The sequence below is a fragment of the Williamwhitmania taraxaci genome (assembly GCF_900096565.1).
GTDB classification, from domain to species: domain Bacteria; phylum Bacteroidota; class Bacteroidia; order Bacteroidales; family Williamwhitmaniaceae; genus Williamwhitmania; species Williamwhitmania taraxaci.
The window spans coordinates 1-23,358 of sequence record NZ_FMYP01000004.1 but is presented as its reverse complement, the minus strand read 5'-3'; the positions used below and the strand labels follow the sequence as shown (position 1 = coordinate 23,358).

The following is a 23,358-nucleotide window of genomic DNA, read 5'->3' as shown; positions in this document are numbered from 1 at the left end:
ATTTTTAAGATTCAATGGATTGGGTCTTTTTAACTTTTTGAAGATAAGCAGAAGCAGCTAACGCTGCAACAGTGGCCTCGCCTATCGAGGTAGTTATTTGCCGGTATCGCTTAGCAATAGAATCGCCAGCAGCAAAAACACCCGATACGTTGGTTGCCATCTCCGTATCAACAACAATTTCCTTCCATTGGTTCAGATGAACCTTCCCGGCGAGGAACTCGGTGTTGGGCACATAGCCGATGAATATGAATACACCATCGGTGGCAAACTTGCGCAACGCGCCTGTTTTAGTATCTTTTATCATCACGCCTTCCAACCGATCACCGCCATAAAATTCGGCAATGGTGCTCTCCAATACCACATCGATTTTGGGGTTACTCACCGCTTCCTCAATGGCGTATTCAAATGCTTGAAAATGGTCGAACTGGTGCACAATGGTGGCACGATTCACATACTTGGTAAGCGAAACCGTTTCCTCCAGCGCCGAGTTTCCACCGCCTACCACCACAATTTGCTTATCGGTAAAGAAATCGCCATCGCAGGTAGCGCAGTAGGAAACGCCACGCCCCTTGAATTGGCTTTCGCCCGGAACACCGAGGCTTCGCGAACGACCACCGGGAGTCAATATAACTGCATTGGCAGTAAAAACCTTCCCATCTTCTAGGGTAATGATCTTCCTATCGCCTTCCAGCTGCATGGTGGCAATGGCAATGTTCGATTTGATTTCGCAGCCAAAGGTTTTGGCCTGCTTCTTCATGATGTTGGCCAGCTGGTAACCGCTAATATTCTCCACACCGGGATAGTTGGCAATCTCGTGGGTAAGATTCATCTGCCCACCCACGGTTCCCTCGTTCAAGATGAGCGTACGAAACCGAGCGCGCGAGAGGTAGATGCCTGCCGTTAGCCCGGCAGGCCCAGCACCTACTACAATTGCATCGAAATGATTATTGGTTTCCATGGCTGTTATTTTGCAAAATTCTCGTCGAGGATGGTGCGTATCTGCTGCATTGTTTGGATACTGGAGGTTGCTTTTACCAACTTTCCATGCTTATAGTAAACGGTAAATGGAATTCCCATAAAGCCCCGGCACTCATCTGCATTGCGGATAACATGCGATTCGGGATTATCAAACTCCATATCGGCAAACTTCACGTGGGAGTAATCGGCCTCAATATCCTCCATGATTCCGTAAACCGGGATACACATGGGGCCCATACGTCCACAGCAAATCATAACGTTCTCGTTGTCGTTGATAAACTTCTGGTGCGCCTCAGCGCTTTCGATGTGCTTTAAGTTTGTGTAGAGCATAATCTATAGTATTTATTGGGTTAGCATTTAAAAGGGCCATTTCGCTTTTGCAACCGAAATGATGATTTCTTCGGATACAAAGATATGGCCTCCCATCGCCGCCACCTACAAAAACAGCTCCGGCTGCAACAGGCGATTGATTGAAATAGAACAGCTTTTTTGTTGATCGAAACCAAGTAAATGTGAAGAGAAGGCAACCGTAGTCATGCACGATACAGGCACCGTGCAGTAAGGTAGCATAACCGCAACCGTGCCAAGTGCAGGGGAAGGGGAAGGGGAAGGGGAAGGGGAAGGCTGCGCAGCTATCACTGTGGTGCTATGTTTTGGCTATATTTACGCTTTGTGAGGGTTGTGGGGTTGCGACCCAATTTAATCTTAAGAAAGTTAGAAGAGATGCAACTGGAATATTCTAGGAGGCGATGAAGATTGGGTTTCTGAGCCTAGACAAATTAAAAGTTTAAATAGCGGTTGGATAGATTGTGTGATAGAAAACTTGAAAACAAACGGATATATCGAAAAGATAAAATGAATTTAGAACAATTAACAGATAGGCTTATTGCTAATGGGCAAAACATGAAATTAATGGTTTCCTCATCTAGAACTGATGATGGATACAATAGTCTGGAAGTGTTTTCTGAAATTGAAAAAACAGATGCTTTTTGGATGGTTTCAAAAACTGCATATAATAAAAAAGAAGTGATGAGGGCTTTCTTAGATGAAGATGTGGCTTGTTTATTTTTCTTTTTAAAAGTATTGAGGAGTCAATTCTCAAAAACAATTGATCAGATGAGGCTAAATTTGAGCCTGTCAATTACAAATTTAAAAACAAAAGATGATGCCGTTTCATTCTTATCGAAAATAGGTTGTCAGAATCGATATTTTTCATTTGACGAAAATAATTTTTGTAAGGACAGCTTTTACATTAGATGGGAGGCGGATAGTTGTTTTACTATGTTTTATACAGATGATAAGGGTGAACGTAGTTTAATCTCAAATAAATGGACTTTTGCATATTTCGAAATTTTATATTTACAGTTATTGCGTAATGAAGAACAAATATTAATAGAAAATGGGATTCTTAAAGTTCCATTCTCAAGAATGGAGATTCTAGTTTTTATAAAAGGGGATTTTGATAATTTGTAATTACCACAGATCGTGCGAACGACTTTCGTTGTGCATAGTTTGCAATGCCCACGTTCGCGCGGACATGCTGTTTTTAGTGTTTGAAACCTTGAAAGGAACCAAATATGCGGGGTTGCTAGCAGTCCTAGGATCGATTCTTTCGTGGCTTATAGAAAAACTAGGCTTGGATCACTTGCGCTAAGTTTAATAATAAGGGCAAGGCTGCCCAGCCGCAACTACGATGCAGGTTTTTTGCTAGCAATATTTACGCTGTGTGAGGGTTGTAAGAACGTACGGAAAATACGGGCGGGCCGGAACACAGCGGCACTTGCATATGCCATCCTTTCACTGTTTACTTCGTCGAGCTTGCATCGCTCGGTTCACCGCTCATGGTTCCAATAGGGCGGCGAACAATGGTTAGTCACAGCGAGCAGCTATGCATCGCGCCGCCAATAGCCTCTCTTAATCTACCGGGGCTTGAAACCCTCGGCTATTAATATTTAACCCCGACGGGGTAAGCGCAGCCTTATCAAATACTAAGTTGCCCCATCATTATTAAAGCAGATTAAGGAGAAGGGAAATCTCCCAATTTATTCTACTTTTGGATCACAATTACCGACAACGATGAAAACCATAACAGAATCGGATCAAGAATTTTGCTGCGACATTAAGGCACCGTGCTTCAGCACTCTAACTGCCGGCGAGGTCGATTTGGTGAAGACCAGCCGTACCCAAGTGGTGTTTCGCAAAGGAGAAAATCTCATTAAGCAGGGTGCCTACGCCTCCTACATACTGTTTGTAAGCTCCGGCTTGGTGAAGCAATACGTAGAGGGCGATGGCAACCACAACTTTAACATCCGGCTGCAAAAGGCAGGCGACTTTGTAGGCCTCTCCACGATATTCAACCGCGCCACCTTCAACTATTCGGTACAGGCCCTGCGCGAAACGGTAGTTTACCTTATCGAGAAAGAGGTTATTGCCAACGTTATGAAGCAGAATGGCGAGTTTGCCTTTCAAATTGGGGGCCGAAGTGGTATGCAGGAGAACGATCTTTACGACATCCTACAAAATCTGATATACAAGCAGATGCACGGCAAGCTGGCCGATGTGCTGCTCTACCTCAGCTCCGAACAATTTACCGACGAGGAACTCTTCCCTCTGCTATCGCGCAAGGACATTGCCGACTTTGCCGGAATATCTACCGAGAGTGCCGTAAAGCTGCTTAAGAGTTTTGCCCGCGATGGCATCATTGCGCTAGAGGAGAAGAATATCACCATTCTGAACCGCAATCTACTTTTGGATATTAGTAAGCGAGGATAGCTATGCCTCGAGCGACATTAGCTCGCGGCCTAGGTTTAGCCTTGCCTGCTCCTCGAACCGGTTGAAGAATGGCTCGGTGTGAAATATGCGCGGCTGCATAAGAAACATCTGCAACACCGCCTTTCGCCCACAGGCATACTGATCGTCGGTGTAGATGGCATACTCCCGCCTTACGCTGTTCGAGTAATTCCGGTATCGATTCCAATCCGATCCAAGAATAGCCATATCGGCATCGAGCAACAGATTGGTATCGGAATAATCGGCTTCTTGATGCGTTTTGGTGGCTAAGATATGCTTGCGGCAAAGCTTCATCTCGGCAGGGGAATAATCGAGCCCCGACAGGTGAAGATCGGCCAGCTGAGCGCTCTGCTCCTCGTTGTTGGAGGCAGCAGGATCGTAGGAGAGATCGTGGTAAATTACAGCCATGAGCAGGATATCCCACCTGCGCACCCACGATCGAAACTCATCGAGCAAAACCACCATATCTTCCAAATGATCGATAGTGTGGTAGTGGCGTCCCTCGGCCGAATAGTCGCGCACCACCTCGCCCCAGTAGAAATTTACCGTTTCGGGGGTGGCACCATACTTTTTGGCCGAAGCATAAAACAGATCCTTAACCATCGATTCGAATTGGAGTGTTAAAACTAGTAAAGAAACATCGGAAATGAAAGGCTATGCATAACATATTTTGCCGGATATCCCATTTGTGGAAATTTATCTTTTATAATAAATACCTCAGCACCTTTACAACTTTTGGCCGAATTATTGTTTATACACATCGTAACAAACGAACAGCATATGACTACTGCAGATAAAACAGCAATCCTTTTTGGTGCCACCGGATTAGTTGGCTCCGAACTTCTAGGAATGCTCGAACAAGATTCAACATACTCTAAGATAAAGGTTTTTGGTCGTTCAAAACCGAAATTTACCTCCGAAAAGGTAGAGGTTTTTATTGGCGACCTTCGCAATCCTGAGCGACTTTTGGATAATTTAACCGGTCATGATCTGTTCATTTGCCTTGGCACCACCATAAAGGTTGCGGGAAGCAAGAAAGAGTTCCGCCGTATTGACTTGGAATTACCTGCCAAAGTAGCAGCAATGGCACAAGCCAATGGGGTTGAAACTGCCATTGTAGTCTCTTCGCTTGGCGCAAATGCTACATCGAATAATTTTTATCTGCACACTAAGGGGGAAATGGAGCAGAAAATTACTGCACTCGCCTTCGAAAAGGTGGCAATCATGCGGCCCTCCCTCCTACTTGGAAACCGTTCAGAGTTCCGTTTAGGTGAAGTAATTAGTAGGAATGCCTTTAAAGTTTTTGGGTTTCTGTTCTCGGGCAAGCTAAAGCGCTACCGTCCGGTGCAAGCCACTGCTGTTGCTGCCGCAATGCATAAGGCAGCAAACAATTCCCATACGGGTGTGGTGATTGTGGAGTCGGAAATGATATAAATGGGGAGTTAGAAGAAGTTACACGAAGTTAATAGAATAAAAGCCGTTGCATGCAACGGCTTTTTCATTATCAGGAACACCTTGAAACCAGCAAACATCAATCATTTGATGCGCAGTACGACCTATTTCTTCGGGTATAGCTTATTGTACACCACAATGCCTTTAGCGGTAAGAATCCCTTCCAACTCTAACCAATCCTTTTTTAAAAAACCTATAATTGGAAATATCTTCATTTTACTATCCTTGAAAAACACCTTCAGAACATTTTTCCTATTGTTTGCCGAAGGTTCGATAAATACGCTCTGAATATCTTCGAGCCTGAATACTCTCTTATAGGGAATGTAATAATTACTGATTTTTAGATGACGAGCAGACGCTCCTACCTTTCCAATAAATAAAAAAACAGGAAAATTAATCAACACCGTAAATACGATCAAAAGAACAATGCCTTCTGTTGTAATATGAGGAGATGTAAACATTTTATATATACCCCAAAGACCCAATAAAGGAAATATACCAAACATGGAAAGCAACGGTGTTCGGGAAACAACGTTATACGACTCAGAATACTCCACCTCTTCATTTACAGGCAAAGCATTGACCGATATAAAATTAGTAAAATCAACCTTCTTCCCCATTTTGTGGGCATCTACGCCATACTTGATTGCCTGAATAAGCTCATTGGTATTGGAATAGAATCCATATTGAATCAATACAGGCTTATGCGATAAAATAGTTTTTACAGTAACAGTTTCCGTGCGCATAATGCCATCTTTGCCATGATAGTTGATATCGGAAATATCACTCCAGCCTATTTTCTTTATATCATTCATGAACGAAACAACAAGACCTTCGGGCAAAACCTCTATTCTCGGTATTTTTAATACAATACGAGATAAGAAAAAAGTAACCACAACCATAAATGCAATGAGAACATCTATAACAACACGTCTCGTTGGCATTACCGTTTCTCTAAAATAAACTAAAGAACCTATTAATGCAAAATTGACAATTAGCAGAACAATTAAACCTAAGAGGTTTCCCCTACTCCTTTTACTAACCATATTCGAGATTCAATTTAGATGAGATTCCAAACTTTGGCTGAGCAATCAAACCAATAAACATCAGGAAACATTACACGAAAGTAATGGAATAATTTAAAACGCCAATTTTTAATACCGACAGAGGAGACTTCTTTTATTGAATAAACGAGATTACAATCCTACGCAAGCTACAGCTAAGCGCCAATAGTGCAACACGCAATAGCCGAGGTAGTGAGGCCTCGGCATTAAAAGGAGATACAGACATTCGAATCTTCGTTCAATTTACCTACCTTTCCCTCAAACTAAAGAGCAATACCATGGCATCCTTTATCCAACTAGTAAAGCAACGCCGCAGCGTTAGAGCGTATACCGACCAACCCATCGAACAAGATAAGCTAATGCAATGCCTGGTAGCAGCGCAGCTGGCGCCATCGGCATGCAACGCACAGCCATGGCGCTTTGTGGTGGTTGATAATCCATTGCTGCGGAATAAGATGGCCGATGCTGCGGTAAGCGGAGTGCTGGGCATGAATAAGTTTGCACCGCAAGCCGTGGTAATTGTAGCCGTGGTAATGGAGCCCGCTAACGTTACCTCTAAGCTGGGTGGCTTAATCAAGAAGAAGGACTTCCCGCTCATCGACGTGGGTATTGCTGCGGAGCACTTCTGTCTTCAGGCAGCGGAGCTGGGCATTGGCACCTGCATGCTGGGGTGGTTCGACGAGAAAAAGGTGAGAGCACTACTCGAAATACCTAAGAATAGGCGCATACCGCTACTCATTACCATGGGATATCCCAAGAGTGAAGAAGATCGCGAGAAGTTCCGCAAGCCAATTGAAGCGATTAGTGGGTGGAATAAGTATTAAGAGAATGTGCTAATATGTTTGATAGAAGTGAAAGGATTTATCCCTTAGTTTTTCGACGTAGCATCCAATCGTAAAACCACATAATAAGCCAATATAAAAGCGCTATTACTGGATATAATAGAATGATTAAAAAAGTATAGCCATGATGACCTCCAGCCTCAGTTCCAATGCAAATATCAATTAGTGGGAAAAAGCCAATTATGCTTATCAGAACAAACAATGGAATAATAAGGCTTCCAACAATTACTACCCATGGCAATCTTGTGGTAACATCATGTCGCCGATATCGCTTTATAACACAACCATGCAGCATGATTGCAATTAATAACAATAAAGAGCCTAATCCAAATGGGCCTATAGCAATCATAATAGTAGCAAATAGACTAACCTCTGGAGTATAGGAAATAATTATATCTTCTTCTGGAAGTGACATAAAATGCCAATGTGCAAGAGTAGGAGATGATTGTTCCGAAGGCGACCCAAGGCTTGTTGTATAACTCTTTTTAAATTCAGTTGAATTAATGGTAATATCGAGAGTCCCATAACTTTGCCAATACTTGGCAGGAGAAAGGGCATAACGAAAACTTCGTTCTTTTACCCATTCAGAATTATTGATCCAAAAGGTTGCAGAGTACATTACCTTAACTATATGAATTCCTGCATCAATGTCTATCTCAAAATATCGATAATTACCACTAGTTAAATAATCCATTACACGATTACTTTCTTCTGAGATACCAAAAGAACTACTGAACGGTTCAAAAGGTGACCCCTTTGCTAACTGAATTTCTTCCGGAATTTCTTTTAGCATCACCTCTTTACTATCAACCCATACCTTAAAATTGGGGCCACAATCCTTTGCTTCAAAAAGTAACGGTATTTGTTTCCCTCTATCTTGGCTTGTATTTGATATTGCACGTCAAAGACTGCAGCAGAAAAGTTACTATTTATGGATACATCTATCGTCTCCTTTAAAATACGGATATTTCTACTCGTCAGTGGAGAACAAAATTGTGATCCCTCAATGTATGGCGAGGCCATATTGGCGTAGGCTAACGGAGCAATGAATAGAAACGTAATTGCAAAAAGATATTTTTTCATCTAATAAAATTTTCTATCCACCAAAATACATCAATAACTGTGAGTAACCTATACATTGATTCTAACATCGAATTTAGTGTAGCTTACCTCAACTCCATTGGGATATCTTCAATGATTCTATGCTCCAGCAAATTTATTAAGCGATCGAAAAGATTAGTTTTATTGATGTATTTCACCCTATTCATCTCCTTTTCAATTTCAATGAGTCCAAAATAATCGAGACATCGCTCAAATGTTCGTATCGAGTAGCAACCCTACTTGTTCTTCAGCACCTCAGGATTCACAATATGCGGAACGTGCTTGCTACGGTAAAACTCTATGATATTTTCGGCAGCCATTTGCGCCATTTTACCACGGGCCTCCATAGTAGCGGAACCAATATGGGGCAGCACGGAAACGTTTTCCATTTGCAGCAGCGGGTTGTCGGGCTGCATGGGTTCGGGGTTGGTAACATCCAGCCCTGCACCCCAAATAGTTCCGGCGTTCAACGCTTCAATCAAATCAGGCTCATTGTGCACCAATCCACGCGATGTATTAATGAATATTGAGGTAGGCTTCATTTGGGCAAAGGCTGCTTTATTGAATATCTCCCGCGTATCGGCAGTAAGGGCACAGTGAATAGAAAGAACATCGCTCTGCGCCAGCAGTTCTGCAAAGGCGACATAAGCGGCATCGAGCTGCTTTTCGGCAGCTTCGTTTCGTGTGCGGTTGTGGTAAATAACCTTCATGTTGTAGGCACCCTTGCAACGCTTGGCCATCTCCATTCCAATACGTCCTAAACCATAAATACCCAACGTTTTCCCGGTAAGCTCCATGCCCAAGTTAGCATTAGGCTTAAAGCTGGTCCAGCTACCACTGAGTATTTGCTTGTGCATGAAAAACATCTTGCGCGAGGTGGCAATCATTAGCCCAAAGGCAATATCGGCAGTAGCATTGCTCATGGCATCGGGGGTAAAACCAACGGGAATACCCAAGCGTGTAGCCTCTACAATATCGATGTTATCGTAGCCCACCGCAAACTGGGAAATGATGTCGAGGTGAGAACACTCGCCCAAGAACTTCGCATCAATCTTATCGGAAAGCGTGCAGAAGAGAGCATCGTGCTGTTTTGCCTGCTCAATGAGCTCATCTTGGGTCATGGGCCTATCCTGATCCCATGCCGTTACGGTAAAGCCTGCGCTTTGAAGCCGCTCGACTCCTACTTCTGGAAATATTCTGGAGATTAATACTCTCTTATTGGCTCTATCTATCATTGTTCCATGTCGATTATTAAATGGGCTGCATCAAAAGTGCATTCAATGCAGCATTGCACCTGCAAAGGAAATCGATTCCGGAATAATTTAGCAATCCAATGGCGAAATATTTTGATTCTCCCGCAAATCAAAGTTGATCGGCGCCTAATAAAGCAAAATGGTTGTGGAAGGCAATTAGATATAGGTAATTATTTTACGCTAGAATAAAGATATACCTTTTCAATGAAATCGTTGCCAATTGCCCGACTTAGAGAATTACGATAATCGCCCTTTTCGGGGTGCCACTGCACGGCATTTAGGTAACATTTTCCTTCGGGATGGAGCCATTCATATGCTTCAAGAATTCCATCGGGAGCAAAGGCTGTGGGTCGAAAACAGGATGCTAACGTTTTTACAGCCTGGTGGTGAACGGTAATAATTTCGAAAGATGTTGCTTGGCAAATTCGAAAAAGATTGCTCGAAGCATCGATAGTTACACTGTGGTAAATCAGCTGATCGCCTATTGAACCATGGTTGGCAGTGTCTCCATAGTCGGAGACGATATCGACAATCAGATCGCCTCCTTGGCTCACGTTTAGGATTTGTTCGCCACGGCAAATAGCCAACAGGGGCAACTTAATTGCCAGCGCCTTGTCGATAAGAGCCAGCTCAAGGCTATCGCGATAGGGATCACAACTGCACCGCAGCTCCTCCTCCGCCTTGCCATAGTGAGAGGGATGCACATCTTCGCCACCAGTAATTACAATACCCGAACATTTTTCGAGCGCCTGTAACGCCTCCGGAATCTCCATCCCATAAAAGTTTACAACCCCCAAGCTGGGATCTATGCTCTTGAGCCAGCTAATGTATAGCTGGTATTTTGGTTCGCTGGTAGCACGAGAAAAGCCTATAGTGAGCATGGTTATATATATTTCAGAATTATAACTTTACAATATGGCATTGAGATTATAAGCAATATAAAGAACAACTCGTCATAATGACAAACGAGATTAGACTGGTTGGGAATGATAATAGATGAAACCGTCATTCTGCTTAGATTTTAGTGAAAATGGCCAAAAATTTGTGGTTAGCAATCCTGATTGAGTAATCCACGCTTATCCATATCGGTAATCACGGCATCAATAAACTTTTCGGCTGCAATACCCTTCCCCGCCGTCTTTCCCATTGCGATAAACTTTTCGGCAGTAAACGTTCCTATCGGACCGGAAATATTACGTCCAAACCAAGAATGCTTACGAATTCGCTTTACAATAGGATTCTCAGCACTGGTTTGTGTTCCCGGATTCTTTCCATTTGCAATATTGTCTAAGACTATGCCGAAACGCTTCTGGACAAGCGGCTCTAGGCTCATTAAATATTTCAGGCTTATGGCAGGATAGTCAAACTCCTTTTCCTCCATAGGTAGAATAATATGCGTATTATCGTCGGAGATACGAATGTCGGGAATAATGGGTCGGTCGTTACTAGTTCTCCCTTGAATAATATCGGCGTTGATTCCCTCGTATCCAAACCGTATAATGGGGTTGTTGGCCGACACAGGAACGGAAAAGAATTGCTGAATAAAGCGTTGGCAATTTCTACGGCCAAGCATATAATCGTGCACCCTAAACTGCTTATTGAAAAATCCGCCAAATCCGCCAAGCGAGCCGCAAGCAATGCTATACTTCTGGGTAATTCCACCCTTGGTTCTTATTGGGGCAATCATAAACCGCGAATAATCATCCTCGCTATAAGCCTTTTCGAGCAAGTCGGTCTTGAGCATCAGCTGCTGGCGCATGGCACCAACAAGGTCGGGTGCTGCAAACTTTAAGGCTACTAAATCGAAGTAGTTGCCAATAGGTTTATCTTCGTAGTTAGGAAAAGGATCAATGGTAAGCACGGTGGTATCGAAATTGGCAGCGCTAATTGCCATTTTGTAATCGGCAGCGGCGGCGGAACCCAACTCCTGTGCTATTTCGGCCTTTCTGCGATTGAATAATATGGTTTCGGTAGTATCGTATGGTTCATTGTTTATCACGCCACCATCTACACAAACGGTAGTATAATCGGTAAGGGGATCCACTAAGGCATTCTTGGTGTGAGATATTTTAAGCAAAGGATTATCGTTGATATACTTTGGATCGCGAGTAAGAACTCGAGGAGCCAATCCAACAGGAAATGCTCCAGTAGCAATGGCTGCATCAATAAGCAGGTTGCGATTTACACCATCGGGCGTGGAAAAATTGAAAGGGATTTTTCCATCGTTACGATATGTTCCGGTAGGGTTAAGCTGAAAATGGACAATATCCTTATGCATCGTCATCCGATCCTCTCGTTTACCCTCAGCCGTAATAAACTGCAGCTGATAGTTAAACCCGCGAAGATTTGTAATGGTGGTAAACAGTTCCAAATCATCGGCAATATACTTTCGCTGGATGCTTGGATCAGCAATAAGGCTATCGATAGTCCGGCGAGCAATTTTCTCAATAAACAGGGAGTTGAATATTGATCGAACCTCCTTGTCCGGGTTTGATGCAGTGCTGAGGATATCATCGGAGCTAAGCATTTGGCTCATCATATCACTCGAAGGCTGTTCCGTAAGGTTAACCCAGGAGTCGAACATAGGATTTTGGGTGCTCGCAGCGGTTGCGTAATTCTGATGGTTAATATGCGGAAAATTACGTTGAATGCCCGCACAGGTAATCACCGCAGTCATTCCACCAGCCGATGCTCCACTTAAAATTTCAATGATAACGCTGTGTTTGGGAACGTCGGGTAAGCCAAGATCTTTGGCTTTTTGCCAACTCTCTAAGGCTTCGAATAGGTAATCCATTACACCAGCAGTGTAAGCTCCGGCAGAGATGGCTCCCGCCATTGAAATGCCAATTCGAAAAGTATTTTGATTACTCATGGCTTAGATTTTAATAGAAAGGAATTATCAGCAGTATTGTGGCTAGTCTCAGGGAAATTGAAGATTTCTATAATACTGCTTACGTTATATCACTGGATTTCTTCCGATGTAATAAAATGTAGATAATGGGTAGAATTCCTGCTGTGTTGAAAATGGCAATACAAATAAACCATGCCATGTCGTTGTTTCGAGCCGATTTCCACATGGCAATAATTTTCCAAACGACGTCCCAGATAGCCAGAACAATGATTAATGGTAATAGCCATACCAGTGTATTCAGTAAAACCGATGTTGCGTCCATTTTGGTAAGGGTTTAGTAAATATGGTTTTAAAAGAAACGATGAATAGGATAACTGAAAAACTACACTTTTCTATGAAAGATAACCCATTAAGGATACTGTCGGATATAAAACTTACTGGTGCCTAAAAACAGATTCATGGTGATGCAGCCTAAATGATGAGAAGGTAAAGCACTCCGTATCTGTCGATTCTTTCTTCAATAAATATAAACCATACTGCAATCCCACGCAAGTATCCGCTATATTTTTTTTGAGTGTGTAGCCGATTCAATCGAATTTTAACCAATGGAACCTAAGGAATAACAAGGAATGCAAGAGCATATCCGTTAAGGCGTTTTGCATTCTTTTGATAATTGCAGAGGAGAAGATGGATGCTAATACAGCAGATCGGTGATACCATTGAGCGATTACCTATTTATACCGAGGTTGCTAAGTTACATCGAAGGCTCTAAGACTCACCTAAGGTTAACGCCAATCACCCTCCTATGGCGTTCCATATGATATTGTAGTTCCCTTGCATCAAGAATACAATCAGGATTTGCTTTATTTCACCCTAACAGCATAATCTGAGATTAAGAATTTTGAATTATATGCAGTGTTAACTCTAATCCATCCGTAGAGTGTATCGCTCCTATTAATCATCCTTATCCCAACAAAACTCAAATAATCATCTATACTCCAACTATTAAATGGTGTGGTGCTTTGCACATTCCCAATCATTTGAATTTTTTCCTTTGTCCATAAAGTATGGTTACTAATAGTATCTCCCTGAACAAACTTTTGTGCTTGAGTAACCCGTATAGGGTAATCAATTACATTATATGCAATTTCTACATTTGAGAGCAATTCAATAGCACCAATTTTAGAAAAAACAGGAAAGCAATCACCCACTACGTCAGGATTACTTGGCGGGGGACAATTATAAGTCACTAATTCTTCATAGTATCTGAACTTTATATCGTTTATACCATCGCTATTTACGTCAAAAAGCACGGAATCTAAATAGGTGTAATTTAAATCATCCCCTTTTCGATATCCTTTAACCTCTTTTACCGGTATAAAACAGTTCGAAACAAGGGAGTCGCCGATAAACTGGCCAGCAATAAAATGCTTTTTAACCGGCAACGTAATAGTATCTACACCATTCTCCTCCGTTTTTTCGCAGCCAAAGCATAGACCAGCAAAAATCAATACAAATAGTAATCGTGTTGTCATAATGTACGTTTAAGCCGTTTCTAAAATAATTCAGATAAAAAAGTTCACTCTGTGCAAATCAGTGTTATTTAGGATGATTATATCGACGCCAAACTACAAGTATAATTATTTATTTGGTTATTTACGTCCTGATTTAGCCCGCAAATGATTTGAAATGAAAGAGGCTTTCTCCATGCTAGTCGGCAAGTTCCTTGAGCAAAATCTGGATACGCTTTTCGTTTCCAACAATCCACACCTTATCATCCTCCTCAAATAGCATATCCGATTCGGGGTTTAGCAACCGCTGGCCGTTGCGTTCAATCCCGACAACCAACCCTTTGGATCGTTCCCGTATCTTCGATATGCGAATGCTTTTACTTATCAGCGGTGAGCGACTACCTACCGTGAATTGATGCAGCGCAACGTGCTTCTTTATATCTACGGTAGGCGTTTCATTTACACTATCATCCAGGTGCTTATTGAACTTATTGAGCTGCTCATCCGTGCCAATTACCATAAGGTTATCGTGCGGGTAAAGGTGTTCGAACCGGTTTGGGATATTGATTAAGAGATCGCCACGCTCAATAGCTGCAATGTTTATTCCGAAATCCTCCCTCAGCCGAGCCTCAAACAGGGTTTTCCCGATGTAGGGTGATTGGGGACTCAACACAAACGAGGTGATGTGGGTATCCCACGGCGTTGGGATCACCTTTGAGTCAGTCTCTGTTTCCCGCGCATGGTAGTTGGTTAAAAATCGCAATTCAATTTGGCCATAAAAAGCCTTAATCCTTCTTGAGAGAATCAGAAGGATAATACTCGCAACAACTACGCCCATCAAGGCGATCTTGGGAGAAAAGAGTCGATGAAACAAAAAACCGATATAGAATACCGCCAACAATACCCTTGAAAATAGAAGCATGATCAAAGGGCGTCGCCGAGCCGGATTAATCCACACATTGGCGTACGCCTGACGCTGCGTGCGGCGGAATGCGAGTGCCCACAGAAATGGTGCCAGCACTGCAAGGGAAACCATTACCGTGATCACCCTGCTCCACTCATATCCGGAGAAGAGTGGTTCGAGATATTTTGTACTCAGAATTATAATAAAAACAATGATTACCGAGAATACAATCACATTTATAAGGTAAAAACGGAGCACCTTTTTCCAATCGCTCACCTCCGAAATGTTTTGAGTTCCCAGGCTATACTTGGCCAAAAGATTTTTTATGTTTTGAGGGAGTCTTCCCTCAATGGTCTTGTAAACAGGCTCCGAGAGGCGAATCATGTATGGGGTAGTAAAGGTTGTAATTACCGATACTGCAACCGCTATGGGATAAAGAAAGCTGCTGGTAACATTAAGGCTAAGACCTAACGCTGCAATGATGAATGAAAACTCTCCAATTTGGGAAAGCGACATCCCCGACTGCATAGCAATTCGGAGGGGTTGTCCTGCAAGAGTGGCTCCAAATACTACAAATAGTGGTTTAGCAAATAGCAGAACTAAGGTAGCCGCAAAGATGGGTAACGCATATTGAACCATCATCTGCGGATCAATAAGCATTCCCACCGAAATAAAGAAAATGGCTCCAAATAGATTCTTGACCGACTTAAGCAGGTGTTCGATTCTCTCGGCTTTTGTTGTTTCAGCCAAGATCGAACCCATGATGAATGCACCAAGAGCAGGAGAGAATCCAACATAGGTAGCCAATGCAACCATCAGGAAACACAAGGCTAGCGAAACAATCAGAAGCGTTTCGTCGTTGAGCAACAACCGCAACTTTTGGAGCAAAGTGGGAAGAAAAAATATTCCGGAGACAAACCACAGGACGAGGAAGAATGCCAACTTTAAAACCGACATAATCATTTCGCCTCCGGCAAATGTCTTGCTAACGGCCACGGTGGAAAGCATTACCATTAACAAAACGGCCACAAGATCTTCGATAACCAGCACACCAGTAACTACGCTTGCAAATTTCTGATTCTTTACCCCCAACTCATCGAAGGCACGAATAATAATAGTGGTGGATGCGATGGCCAAAATACCGCCTAAGAAAAGACTGTCGATGGTGTTCCATCCAAGTAACCTACCCAGCCCAAACCCCACACCCATTGTAAGCGTAACCTCGGTAAGCGCAGTAACAATTGCTACGCCCCCAACCTTAATTAGACGTTTAAAACTGAACTCGAGGCCAAGGCCAAACAGCAGAAAAATAACGCCTATATCGGCCCATATTTTGATGCTATCGGTTTCAAGAATAGTTGGGAATAGGTTGAAGGAAGGACCAATAATAAGTCCAGCAATAATATATCCCAATACTACCGGCTGCTTTAATCTTTTAAAAATAAGCGTTACTGCAGCAGCCGCACCGAGAATAAGCGTCAAGTCAATAATCAGAGCGGGAAGATGAAGCATATACTACTGTTTCGTGTTGCCAATTAAAAATCGGTTGCAATAGAACGCATTACCTAATAATTTAAGAGATGCTTACCGGTTGCAAAACCCTACTATATCTACAAATCGCAGGATACAAGATACCATTTTGCCTCCTATCCAAATCTACCATTTTTTGCGGAAAACGCAATAACCTCTTTCTATAAGCAGTAAACCTGAAAAATGGCCTGTTCCATTAATCAACCATGGTAGCCTCACCTACTCGGTGGATGTGTTAGCAAAATACGTTGCGTAATGCAAACAATTTTGCACAACAATGTTAATCGGAAATTCATGATGCCGGGTCAGCAATACATGGTGACAATTCCGAAATACAAATCCCAGAACGAGAATGGAAGATAAAAACAGAAAGGTATTATGTCAAGATACAAATACAATAGGGCATACCCGCAATGAAGACTATCATATGCGTACTGCACTGTCATCCGCACAAGCAGTGCGCGTTATGGCAAATCTACGGGGCCATTTCACCGGAATATCCAGCACTATTTGATAAGTGTATAGACTATTGTTTGAGAGTAGATTAATATCTAAGATGCACTACTCAACTATCTTTAATCCAAATGCGGCATTTAAAAATTTTCCTTTTTTTAGCGGCACAATAGAATCCAAAAGACGATTATCCCATATCCCATTAAACAATTCACTTCGGAGGTAGGTGGCTTGATGGTTCAATGAAGTAAATACAATGGAAGTTTTAAGGATTCTTTTGGGTTTAATTATTTGTTCTGTTTCTCCATCAGTGCAGCCAATCCATTCCATACCGACAAACACACCATTTACAGGTAAAGTAATGCCAAACTTAGAAATATCGTAATCTATAATACCATCATTTTGTGGAGTTATGTACACTACCAAATTCTCGTTTATCAGTTCTTTGTCGGGCATCCTATTGCTATTGCAACTATATAGATGAATACGAATGACAGTTTTAGTTTTCTCGTTCTGCTTAAACCTGAATAATAAAGATTTAATGGGCGATTCTAATCCTGTCTCATTTTCCACTAAAACAGCACATTCAAGACCAGACTCTGCCCCTATGCGAACCTCTTTTTTGTTATTGATATAACCTAATGTCTTAAAGTTTATACATGGACGCACCACCACTTCTTTTATGTTGAATGTTTTTCTGTGCAGGCCTATTGTCTTGCTTGCAATTTTGGTAAGCGTTGTGGGTTGGTAGCCCATGCAGGAAATCCTAATACTATCAACCGTGGATGGCAAAGTGATGGTTACAACGCCCAAAGCATCGGAATAGACACCGCTGCATTGGTTCGCATGAAAATAGGCAAACGTGGCAAATTCTATCGGCTCTTTCGTTTCATCATCTACAATAGTTAGTTTAATGTTCTCTTGTGAATAAGATAAGAGGAAAAGCAAGCAAAATAAAACTGTGATTACAATTGTTTTCATCGGTATACACTATAACCTGTGACGATTAGACTATTTTGGAATTATCATAGAGAAGAGACACTAGCTCGCTCGGATATTTTACCTGTAATTGCGCTGCAAGCCATTACAGCGCAAAGCCCTTCGGTCTATGGCCTTCATGCTTCGCCTGCAAAAGTGTTTACAACACACTTTCCTGAACACTTCCGTGTTTAGCCTACACAACTACTGTATTACCTTTCCCGATTAACTTCCTTTGACTTCGAAGTTTTAACCACAGAGAAATTTTACACAGAGGACGCAGAGAGGCAATTGTTAAAAGGCTGTAGAAATTTAGGGATCAGCATTACTTCGTATAACTTCTTTTAATTCTTTAACTTCCTCTAACTTCTTTTAACTTCCTCTAACTCCATTTAATTCTTTAACTTCCGTTTAACTACTCTTTACCATTTAACACCTTACTATCGAATTACCCCAATATAAAATCTTCAAGTTATCAATTTTCGAACTGAGATTACTCCATCTCCATCTTAGCCTTTGCATCGAAAAGCGCACGTTCCATCTCTTCCGACACTCTTGGATATTCCATCTTAAGCCCTTTGAGTTTCTGTGCAATAATATTACCCACGGCATAGCGCATAAACCACTTATGGTCGGCAGGGATTACATACCAAGGAGCATCCTCGGTGGAGGTTTCCTTCAGCATTTCATTGTAGGCGTTCATGTAGTCGTCCCATCGCTCGCGCTCCTTGAGATCGGCCAGCGAGAATTTCCACCGCTTACTCTTATCATCGATACGTGCCAGCAACCGATCCTTTTGTTCCCCCTTTGAAAGATGAAGGAAGAACTTAATTATGATGGTACCATTTTCCACCAAGTGGCGCTCCATGCTATTAATACTACGGTAACGATGTTGCCAAATATCGCTTGAAATATCCTTCATAACATGCAAACCAGGAAGTTGCTGTTTGAGCAGAATCTCGGGATGAACGCGTACCACCAGCACCTCCTCATAGTACGAACGGTTAAAGATACCAATTCGTCCACGCTCCGGCATGCACCGGTAGTTTCGCCAGAGAAAATCGTGATCGAGCTCCTCCTTTGAGGGTTGCTTAAAGCTGTAAACTTGACAGCTCTGGGGGTTTAATCCCGACATCACATGCTTAATGGTGCCGTCCTTACCCGCAGCATCCATCGCTTGAAAAATTATAAGAACAGAGTTGCGATCGGAAGCATACAACAAATCCTCATGCTCAATCATGGTATTTAAATTCTCTTCCAATAGGTTCTTGGCGTGATCCTTGTCTTCGACACCATCAGTGCCATTAGTCGAAAAATTTTTCAGGCTCCCCTTTCCGTTAGTAGGAAATTTAAAGAGCAACTCAGGATTATTGTTTCCCATAATCGTTATTTTTAATTACCAGTTTATCTAAACATCAGCAATATATGGCAATGCAAAACAAGCAACTTATCATGCACCCAATAAGCATATGCTTAAACCCTACTAAAAATAAGCAATTTTGACATAACAAGTTGCTTTTTGAGGTATATATTTCACTATTATCCCGGTAAAATAGTATATCTTCGGCCCCAAAATATACTAAAGGTGAAGCGTTTAAACTCTATCCATTTTACAGCCTTAATGGTTGTTATTATTTCTGGGCTATCGCTCGTGGCAATACGCCTACTGTTCCATATTCAGCCAGTTGTAAACCCAATGATCAGCTACACAGCCGACATTATTGCCATTGTGGCATCTATCGGGTCCATTCTGGGTGGCAATGCATTGGCGAAGGAGGCCATGGGCGATTTGAACTACAAGACCGATATTACCATCAAGATGAAAATCTTTCAAGTAGCCTTTATAAAGAAGATGATCCTGATTGGTCTAGGCGGTGTATTGTGTGCAGTAGCATACTTTCTCACGGGAAAGAATACGGCTCTGATGCTCCTTGGCATGCTCGTTATCTATATGCTCGTCAGCCGACCAGCTAAATTTCGGGTGTCCGAAACAATTAACGTAGCAGAGGAAGATTTACCTGAATAGCCTTTACTGGGGCGAAGAAATATCGTGTTTCCAAACGCGAAAAAATTTCTCCTGCTCCTTTTCCCAACATAGCTCAATGGCAGCAATCGCAAGATTTTGCTGCCATTGCTTTCTTCTAGAAAGATCAGAGAGCATCCCTCTTATTGTATTTGCCAATGCTTGAGGCGTTCGCTCCATGAGCACAACACCAATGCTATAGCCCTCTACCAACTTGCGCATTTCGGGCAAATCGGATACCAGCACGGGTATTCCGGCGAAAATATAATCGAATAGCTTATTGGGCAAACAATAGCGATAGCTGAGCCCCAAATCCTCCTCCAACGAAACCCCAACACTCGCCTGGGTTGTTATGCCACGCAGTATTTCGGGGGCAATTCGCCCAAGTAGCTTAATCTGTCCAGAATCCACCAGCGGTTGCACTAATCGTGCAATAGTATTGTCGAGATATCCCGTTCCCACAATCCAGAGTTCGGCTTCGGGAAGAAAATGCATCGCTTCGCACAAGAGTTCAAGCCCTCTGCCAGTATTAATGGCCCCTTGGTAAATGATAACGTTTTGATTCGATTGATTTGCATTGAAACCTGAAATTGAAAGAGGCACATTGCGCACTACCGAAAACGATTTACCATAGCGGCGAGCATACTCCTTGGCAACTCCCTCCGATACGGTTATTGCAGTATCGACACCTGGAATGCAACTGCGTTCCACCATTTTCCAAATAGCGCGGGTTAGCCGATGATCATCCCCTACTAGTTCAGGAACATCGGGGAAAAGTTCATGCGCATCAAAAACAAGTTTGAATCCCTTTACGAGCTTTGCAAGCCTGGCGGCAAGAAGTGTATCGGTATCGCAGGCCACCACCACAGCGTAAGAATGAAAAAGAAGGTGAAAGAATGCTCTAATGTTGAAACTCAAATAAAACAGAGGTCCGCGCTGGAAGAGCAAATGGAATCGTACCAACTTGTGAGTCATCCTGAAACTACGACTGCTATACGAACGCATAACACCCACTATGGATATATCATAACCTAACACAGCCATACTTCCCGCCACTTTCGCCACGCGCTGATCGGCTTCAATATCGTTAGTTACAAGAATTACGACTCGGCTCACCTGGTATTTTAAATTAAATCTACTAAATGGTTAATTTTTGAGAGAGGAGAATTATGGATTGACAATCTTGTATCCTCCTTAGCAATGCAAGGAATGATTAAACATTTTTTTTCAAATATAGCGAAAGAACCATGCCCAACCGCTTCCTTGCGCATTGAAAGTATGCTTATCTTTGAACAAATTAAGGATTGATGAAGAGATTTGAGACTTATTCGCTAAAACCATTTAACACCTTTGGCATAGATGCCACTGCACATCAGTTTGTTATTCTTGAATCAGCCCAAGAGGTTGAACTTCTCGATAGCCTCTTACCAGATAGAGAACCGATGCTCGTGCTTGGAGGGGGAAGCAACCTTCTGCTCACCTCCGACTTTAAAGGAACCGTGGTAGCCCCTTGGTTTACAGGCATTGAAATTATTGAGGATGAAAATGAATATGTTTTAGTAAGGGTAGCTGCGGGAGAAGATTGGGACTCGTTGGTGGAATGGAGTTGCCTGCGAAACCTTTGGGGTATCGAAAACCTCTCGCTCATCCCCGGAAAAGTTGGTGCCTGTCCCATTCAGAACATTGGAGCATACGGAGTGGAGGTTAAAGATTCCATTGAAACGGTAACCTATTACCACTTAGACACGAAAAGGTTTGAAACCATAACCCACAACCAGTGCCATTTTGGATACAGAACCAGTATATTTAAACAGGAATTAAGAAATAAGATTATTGTAACCTCCGTTGTTTTTCGCTTGTCAAAGTTGCCAACAGCAGTGCTACACTATGCCAACCTACAGGATCTTGCCGGCGAAACTCCATCGCCCATGACCATCAGAAACGTGGTGATTGGAATACGGGAATCGAAACTTCCCGATCCCAAAATAACCGGAAATGCTGGTAGCTTTTTCAAAAACCCAGTTATAACTGAAGAACTATTCATAAAGATAAAAGAGACTTACCCCGAAATCCCATCTTACCCAAGCAATGAGGGAACGGTAAAAGTTCCCGCAGGATGGCTGATCGAAAAAGGTGGATGGAAAGGAAAATCCATTGGTAATGCAGGCGTTCATGCAAAACAGGCACTGGTAATTGTAAACCATGGAGGGGCCACCGGAGCGGAAATAATCGCACTAGCAAAAGAGATACAGCGAAGCATTTACAGCCAGTTTGGTATTGAACTCGAAATGGAAGTAAATGCAGTATAAGCAGGTCAATATACCAGTAACCATCAACAATTAACCATTCACTGCCTTTTACATCAACAACATCAAAATAGCAGCTTAACAACATTCACTAACGGGATATCGGTAGGAGTTGTATCCTACCTTTGCAACCATTAAAATAGACGAATATGGAAAAGCGAATTATTGAACCAAAAGCAGCCATCACCATGAGGCTAGTGAAGAGTGAAGATTTAAACCACCACGGGACCCTTTTCGCAGGACGGACCGCAGAGTGGTTTGTGGAATCAGGGTTTATTGCCGCCGCCACACTAATCGATCCTCAGCATGTAGTTTGCCTCCAAATTCATGGCATGTATTTTAGCAAACCGGCGCGTCCAGGTCAAGTTTTAAAGTTCTCATCAAAGATTGTGCTCGCAGGTAGAAGTAGCTTAGTTGCTCATATCGAAGTAATTCGCGCAGGTAGTGTAGAAGAACCCTTCGTAAGCGGGTTTATCACTTTTATTCACGTTGATGACAATACAAAACCCTCAGCTCATAACCTTGTAATTGTTCCAAAAACAGAGGAAGATATTCAGCTCCAAACACAGGCAAAAGCGCTTAGAAAGTAATAATAAACACACGACATTAGCAAAAGAGCAACAACCGACAGGTTGTTGCTCTTTTTTTGTGAATCAAGAATCAACTACGCCCTTAGGTGGTGGCGCAACAGCAACCACAACGGACATAAGGAACAGGACAATAGAGGGAGTTCAATTAGAAACAATCGCCTCCACGTTTAAAAAAAAGTATCGCACCTACGGCGCTCAAAAAGGCACAAGCGGTAATTTAATTACCATAATGTGGTGCCTACGGCACCCTTCTACAAACACTTTTTCGTGCAGTGGGGATGGTTCGACATACTAAATATCGTGCCAATTCAACATTTGATCAGCACATAACGCATCCAAGATCAGCCGCCTCCGGAGGAGGCAAACATTGGTAGAAACAAAAACACCAAAACCAATTTGCGCCCCGTAGGTGGCGCCACATAGTAAACAGCGCATAGACAATCATACCCTAAAGTTGGCAGCAGCGAATCAACAATGCACGTAGGGCCACGACCTGCCGTGCCCGCCAGCCAATTTTCCATTCAACCACGCCGTGGTTGATGCAAGCCCTATGCCGGAAACCCCACATGAAATGTGGGGTTAATGCCTTCGGCGAGCACGCTGCGCTCGGTTCACTTTTCACCCTTTCCCTGGGGTATAAACAAAAAAATCCCGGCCTCTTTCGAGACCGGGATTGAAGAACGGCGGCGACCTACTCTCCCACCTTTCGGCAGTACCATTGGCGCTGGCGGG

22 protein-coding genes are annotated in these 23,358 nt (G+C 42.7%); 7 read left to right on the top strand and 15 right to left on the bottom strand.

From position 1 onward, the window contains the following. Positions 1 to 4: 4 nt before the first annotated feature. Positions 5 to 958 (bottom strand): NAD(P)/FAD-dependent oxidoreductase, encoded by a 954-nt coding sequence (locus BLS65_RS01815; RefSeq protein WP_092434938.1) that lies wholly within the window; start codon positions 956 to 958, stop codon positions 5 to 7. 5 nt (positions 959 to 963) lie between these two features. Beyond that, positions 964 to 1,308, bottom strand: coding sequence for a thioredoxin family protein (locus BLS65_RS01810; RefSeq protein ID WP_170829966.1), 345 nt, complete (start codon positions 1,306 to 1,308; stop codon positions 964 to 966). Positions 1,309 to 1,833: 525 nt separating this feature from the next. Here BLS65_RS01810 and BLS65_RS01805 point away from each other — a divergent pair. After that, on the top strand, positions 1,834 to 2,451 hold the full coding sequence (locus tag BLS65_RS01805; protein ID WP_092434884.1) for a hypothetical protein: 618 nt from the start codon (positions 1,834 to 1,836) through the stop codon (positions 2,449 to 2,451). A 603-nt stretch (positions 2,452 to 3,054) separates the two neighbouring features. Next, complete coding sequence (locus BLS65_RS01800) at positions 3,055 to 3,750, top strand: Crp/Fnr family transcriptional regulator (RefSeq protein ID WP_092434881.1); 696 nt, start codon at positions 3,055 to 3,057, stop codon at positions 3,748 to 3,750. Here the strand turns inward: BLS65_RS01800 and BLS65_RS01795 are convergent, their stop codons facing one another. After that, the gene (locus BLS65_RS01795) at positions 3,751 to 4,371 is read right to left on the bottom strand and encodes an HD domain-containing protein (protein ID WP_092434878.1); all 621 of its coding nucleotides are present in this window, start codon (positions 4,369 to 4,371) and stop codon (positions 3,751 to 3,753) included. Between the two features lie 177 nt (positions 4,372 to 4,548). Between BLS65_RS01795 and BLS65_RS01790 the strand changes: the two genes are divergently transcribed. Next, complete coding sequence (locus BLS65_RS01790) at positions 4,549 to 5,202, top strand: NAD(P)H-binding protein (protein WP_092434875.1); 654 nt, start codon at positions 4,549 to 4,551, stop codon at positions 5,200 to 5,202. A gap of 122 nt (positions 5,203 to 5,324) precedes the next feature. On the opposite strand, the gene BLS65_RS01785 is transcribed toward BLS65_RS01790, so the two are convergent. Then, complete coding sequence (locus BLS65_RS01785; RefSeq protein ID WP_125869728.1) at positions 5,325 to 6,164, bottom strand: hypothetical protein; 840 nt, start codon at positions 6,162 to 6,164, stop codon at positions 5,325 to 5,327. A 398-nt stretch (positions 6,165 to 6,562) separates the two neighbouring features. Here BLS65_RS01785 and BLS65_RS01780 point away from each other — a divergent pair, with 398 nt between their 5' ends. Beyond that, positions 6,563 to 7,108: a nitroreductase family protein gene (locus BLS65_RS01780; RefSeq protein ID WP_092434869.1), complete on the top strand. Its 546-nt coding sequence runs from the start codon at positions 6,563 to 6,565 to the stop codon at positions 7,106 to 7,108. Between the two features lie 37 nt (positions 7,109 to 7,145). Here the strand turns inward: BLS65_RS01780 and BLS65_RS01775 are convergent, their stop codons facing one another. The 10 genes from BLS65_RS01775 to BLS65_RS01730 all read right to left on the bottom strand — a co-directional run bounded on the left by BLS65_RS01775 (position 7,146) and on the right by BLS65_RS01730 (position 19,088). After that, entirely contained in the window at positions 7,146 to 7,919 is a 774-nt protein-coding gene (locus tag BLS65_RS01775) for a hypothetical protein (RefSeq protein WP_092434866.1), read from the bottom strand. Further along, positions 7,919 to 8,209 carry a hypothetical protein gene (locus tag BLS65_RS01770; protein WP_092434863.1) on the bottom strand — a complete coding sequence of 97 codons (291 nt, stop codon included), beginning with the start codon at positions 8,207 to 8,209 and terminating at the stop codon, positions 7,919 to 7,921. Before BLS65_RS01770 ends, BLS65_RS01775 begins: the two co-directional genes overlap by 1 nt. A 254-nt stretch (positions 8,210 to 8,463) precedes the next feature. Further along, positions 8,464 to 9,462 carry a 2-hydroxyacid dehydrogenase gene (locus tag BLS65_RS01765; protein WP_092434859.1) on the bottom strand — a complete coding sequence of 333 codons (999 nt, stop codon included), beginning with the start codon at positions 9,460 to 9,462 and terminating at the stop codon, positions 8,464 to 8,466. A gap of 188 nt (positions 9,463 to 9,650) precedes the next feature. Continuing rightward, complete coding sequence (locus tag BLS65_RS01760) at positions 9,651 to 10,361, bottom strand: gamma-glutamyl-gamma-aminobutyrate hydrolase family protein (RefSeq protein WP_092434856.1); 711 nt, start codon at positions 10,359 to 10,361, stop codon at positions 9,651 to 9,653. Between the two features lie 167 nt (positions 10,362 to 10,528). After that, on the bottom strand, positions 10,529 to 12,352 hold the full coding sequence (locus BLS65_RS01755) for a patatin-like phospholipase family protein (RefSeq protein ID WP_092434853.1): 1,824 nt from the start codon (positions 12,350 to 12,352) through the stop codon (positions 10,529 to 10,531). 79 nt (positions 12,353 to 12,431) lie between these two features. After that, on the bottom strand, positions 12,432 to 12,653 hold the full coding sequence (locus BLS65_RS01750) for a DUF5652 family protein (protein ID WP_092434850.1): 222 nt from the start codon (positions 12,651 to 12,653) through the stop codon (positions 12,432 to 12,434). A 541-nt stretch (positions 12,654 to 13,194) separates the two neighbouring features. After that, positions 13,195 to 13,866, bottom strand: a complete 672-nt coding sequence (locus tag BLS65_RS01745) for a hypothetical protein (protein ID WP_092434847.1) — start codon at positions 13,864 to 13,866, stop codon at positions 13,195 to 13,197. A 175-nt stretch (positions 13,867 to 14,041) separates the two neighbouring features. Beyond that, positions 14,042 to 16,258 (bottom strand): monovalent cation:proton antiporter family protein, encoded by a 2,217-nt coding sequence (locus tag BLS65_RS01740; RefSeq protein WP_092434843.1) that lies wholly within the window; start codon positions 16,256 to 16,258, stop codon positions 14,042 to 14,044. A gap of 579 nt (positions 16,259 to 16,837) precedes the next feature. Further along, positions 16,838 to 17,710 carry a peptidase associated/transthyretin-like domain-containing protein gene (locus BLS65_RS01735; protein WP_092434840.1) on the bottom strand — a complete coding sequence of 291 codons (873 nt, stop codon included), beginning with the start codon at positions 17,708 to 17,710 and terminating at the stop codon, positions 16,838 to 16,840. A gap of 490 nt (positions 17,711 to 18,200) precedes the next feature. After that, a complete protein-coding gene (locus BLS65_RS01730) occupies positions 18,201 to 19,088 on the bottom strand; it encodes a polyphosphate kinase 2 family protein (RefSeq protein ID WP_092434837.1) in 888 nt (295 codons plus the stop codon). Between the two features lie 204 nt (positions 19,089 to 19,292). On the opposite strand from BLS65_RS01730, the gene BLS65_RS01725 reads away from it, so the two are divergent. Beyond that, positions 19,293 to 19,733 carry a hypothetical protein gene (locus BLS65_RS01725; RefSeq protein WP_125869727.1) on the top strand — a complete coding sequence of 147 codons (441 nt, stop codon included), beginning with the start codon at positions 19,293 to 19,295 and terminating at the stop codon, positions 19,731 to 19,733. 3 nt (positions 19,734 to 19,736) lie between these two features. On the opposite strand, the gene BLS65_RS01720 is transcribed toward BLS65_RS01725, so the two are convergent. Further along, positions 19,737 to 20,846 (bottom strand): glycosyltransferase, encoded by a 1,110-nt coding sequence (locus BLS65_RS01720; RefSeq protein ID WP_092434831.1) that lies wholly within the window; start codon positions 20,844 to 20,846, stop codon positions 19,737 to 19,739. Positions 20,847 to 21,037: 191 nt separating this feature from the next. Between BLS65_RS01720 and murB the strand changes: the two genes are divergently transcribed. Together murB and BLS65_RS01710 are read left to right on the top strand one after the other, a co-directional pair. After that, positions 21,038 to 22,039, top strand: coding sequence for a UDP-N-acetylmuramate dehydrogenase (gene murB, locus BLS65_RS01715; protein WP_092434828.1), 1,002 nt, complete (start codon positions 21,038 to 21,040; stop codon positions 22,037 to 22,039). Between the two features lie 146 nt (positions 22,040 to 22,185). Next, positions 22,186 to 22,626: an acyl-CoA thioesterase gene (locus BLS65_RS01710; RefSeq protein WP_092434826.1), complete on the top strand. Its 441-nt coding sequence runs from the start codon at positions 22,186 to 22,188 to the stop codon at positions 22,624 to 22,626. Positions 22,627 to 23,358: the final 732 nt, after the last annotated feature.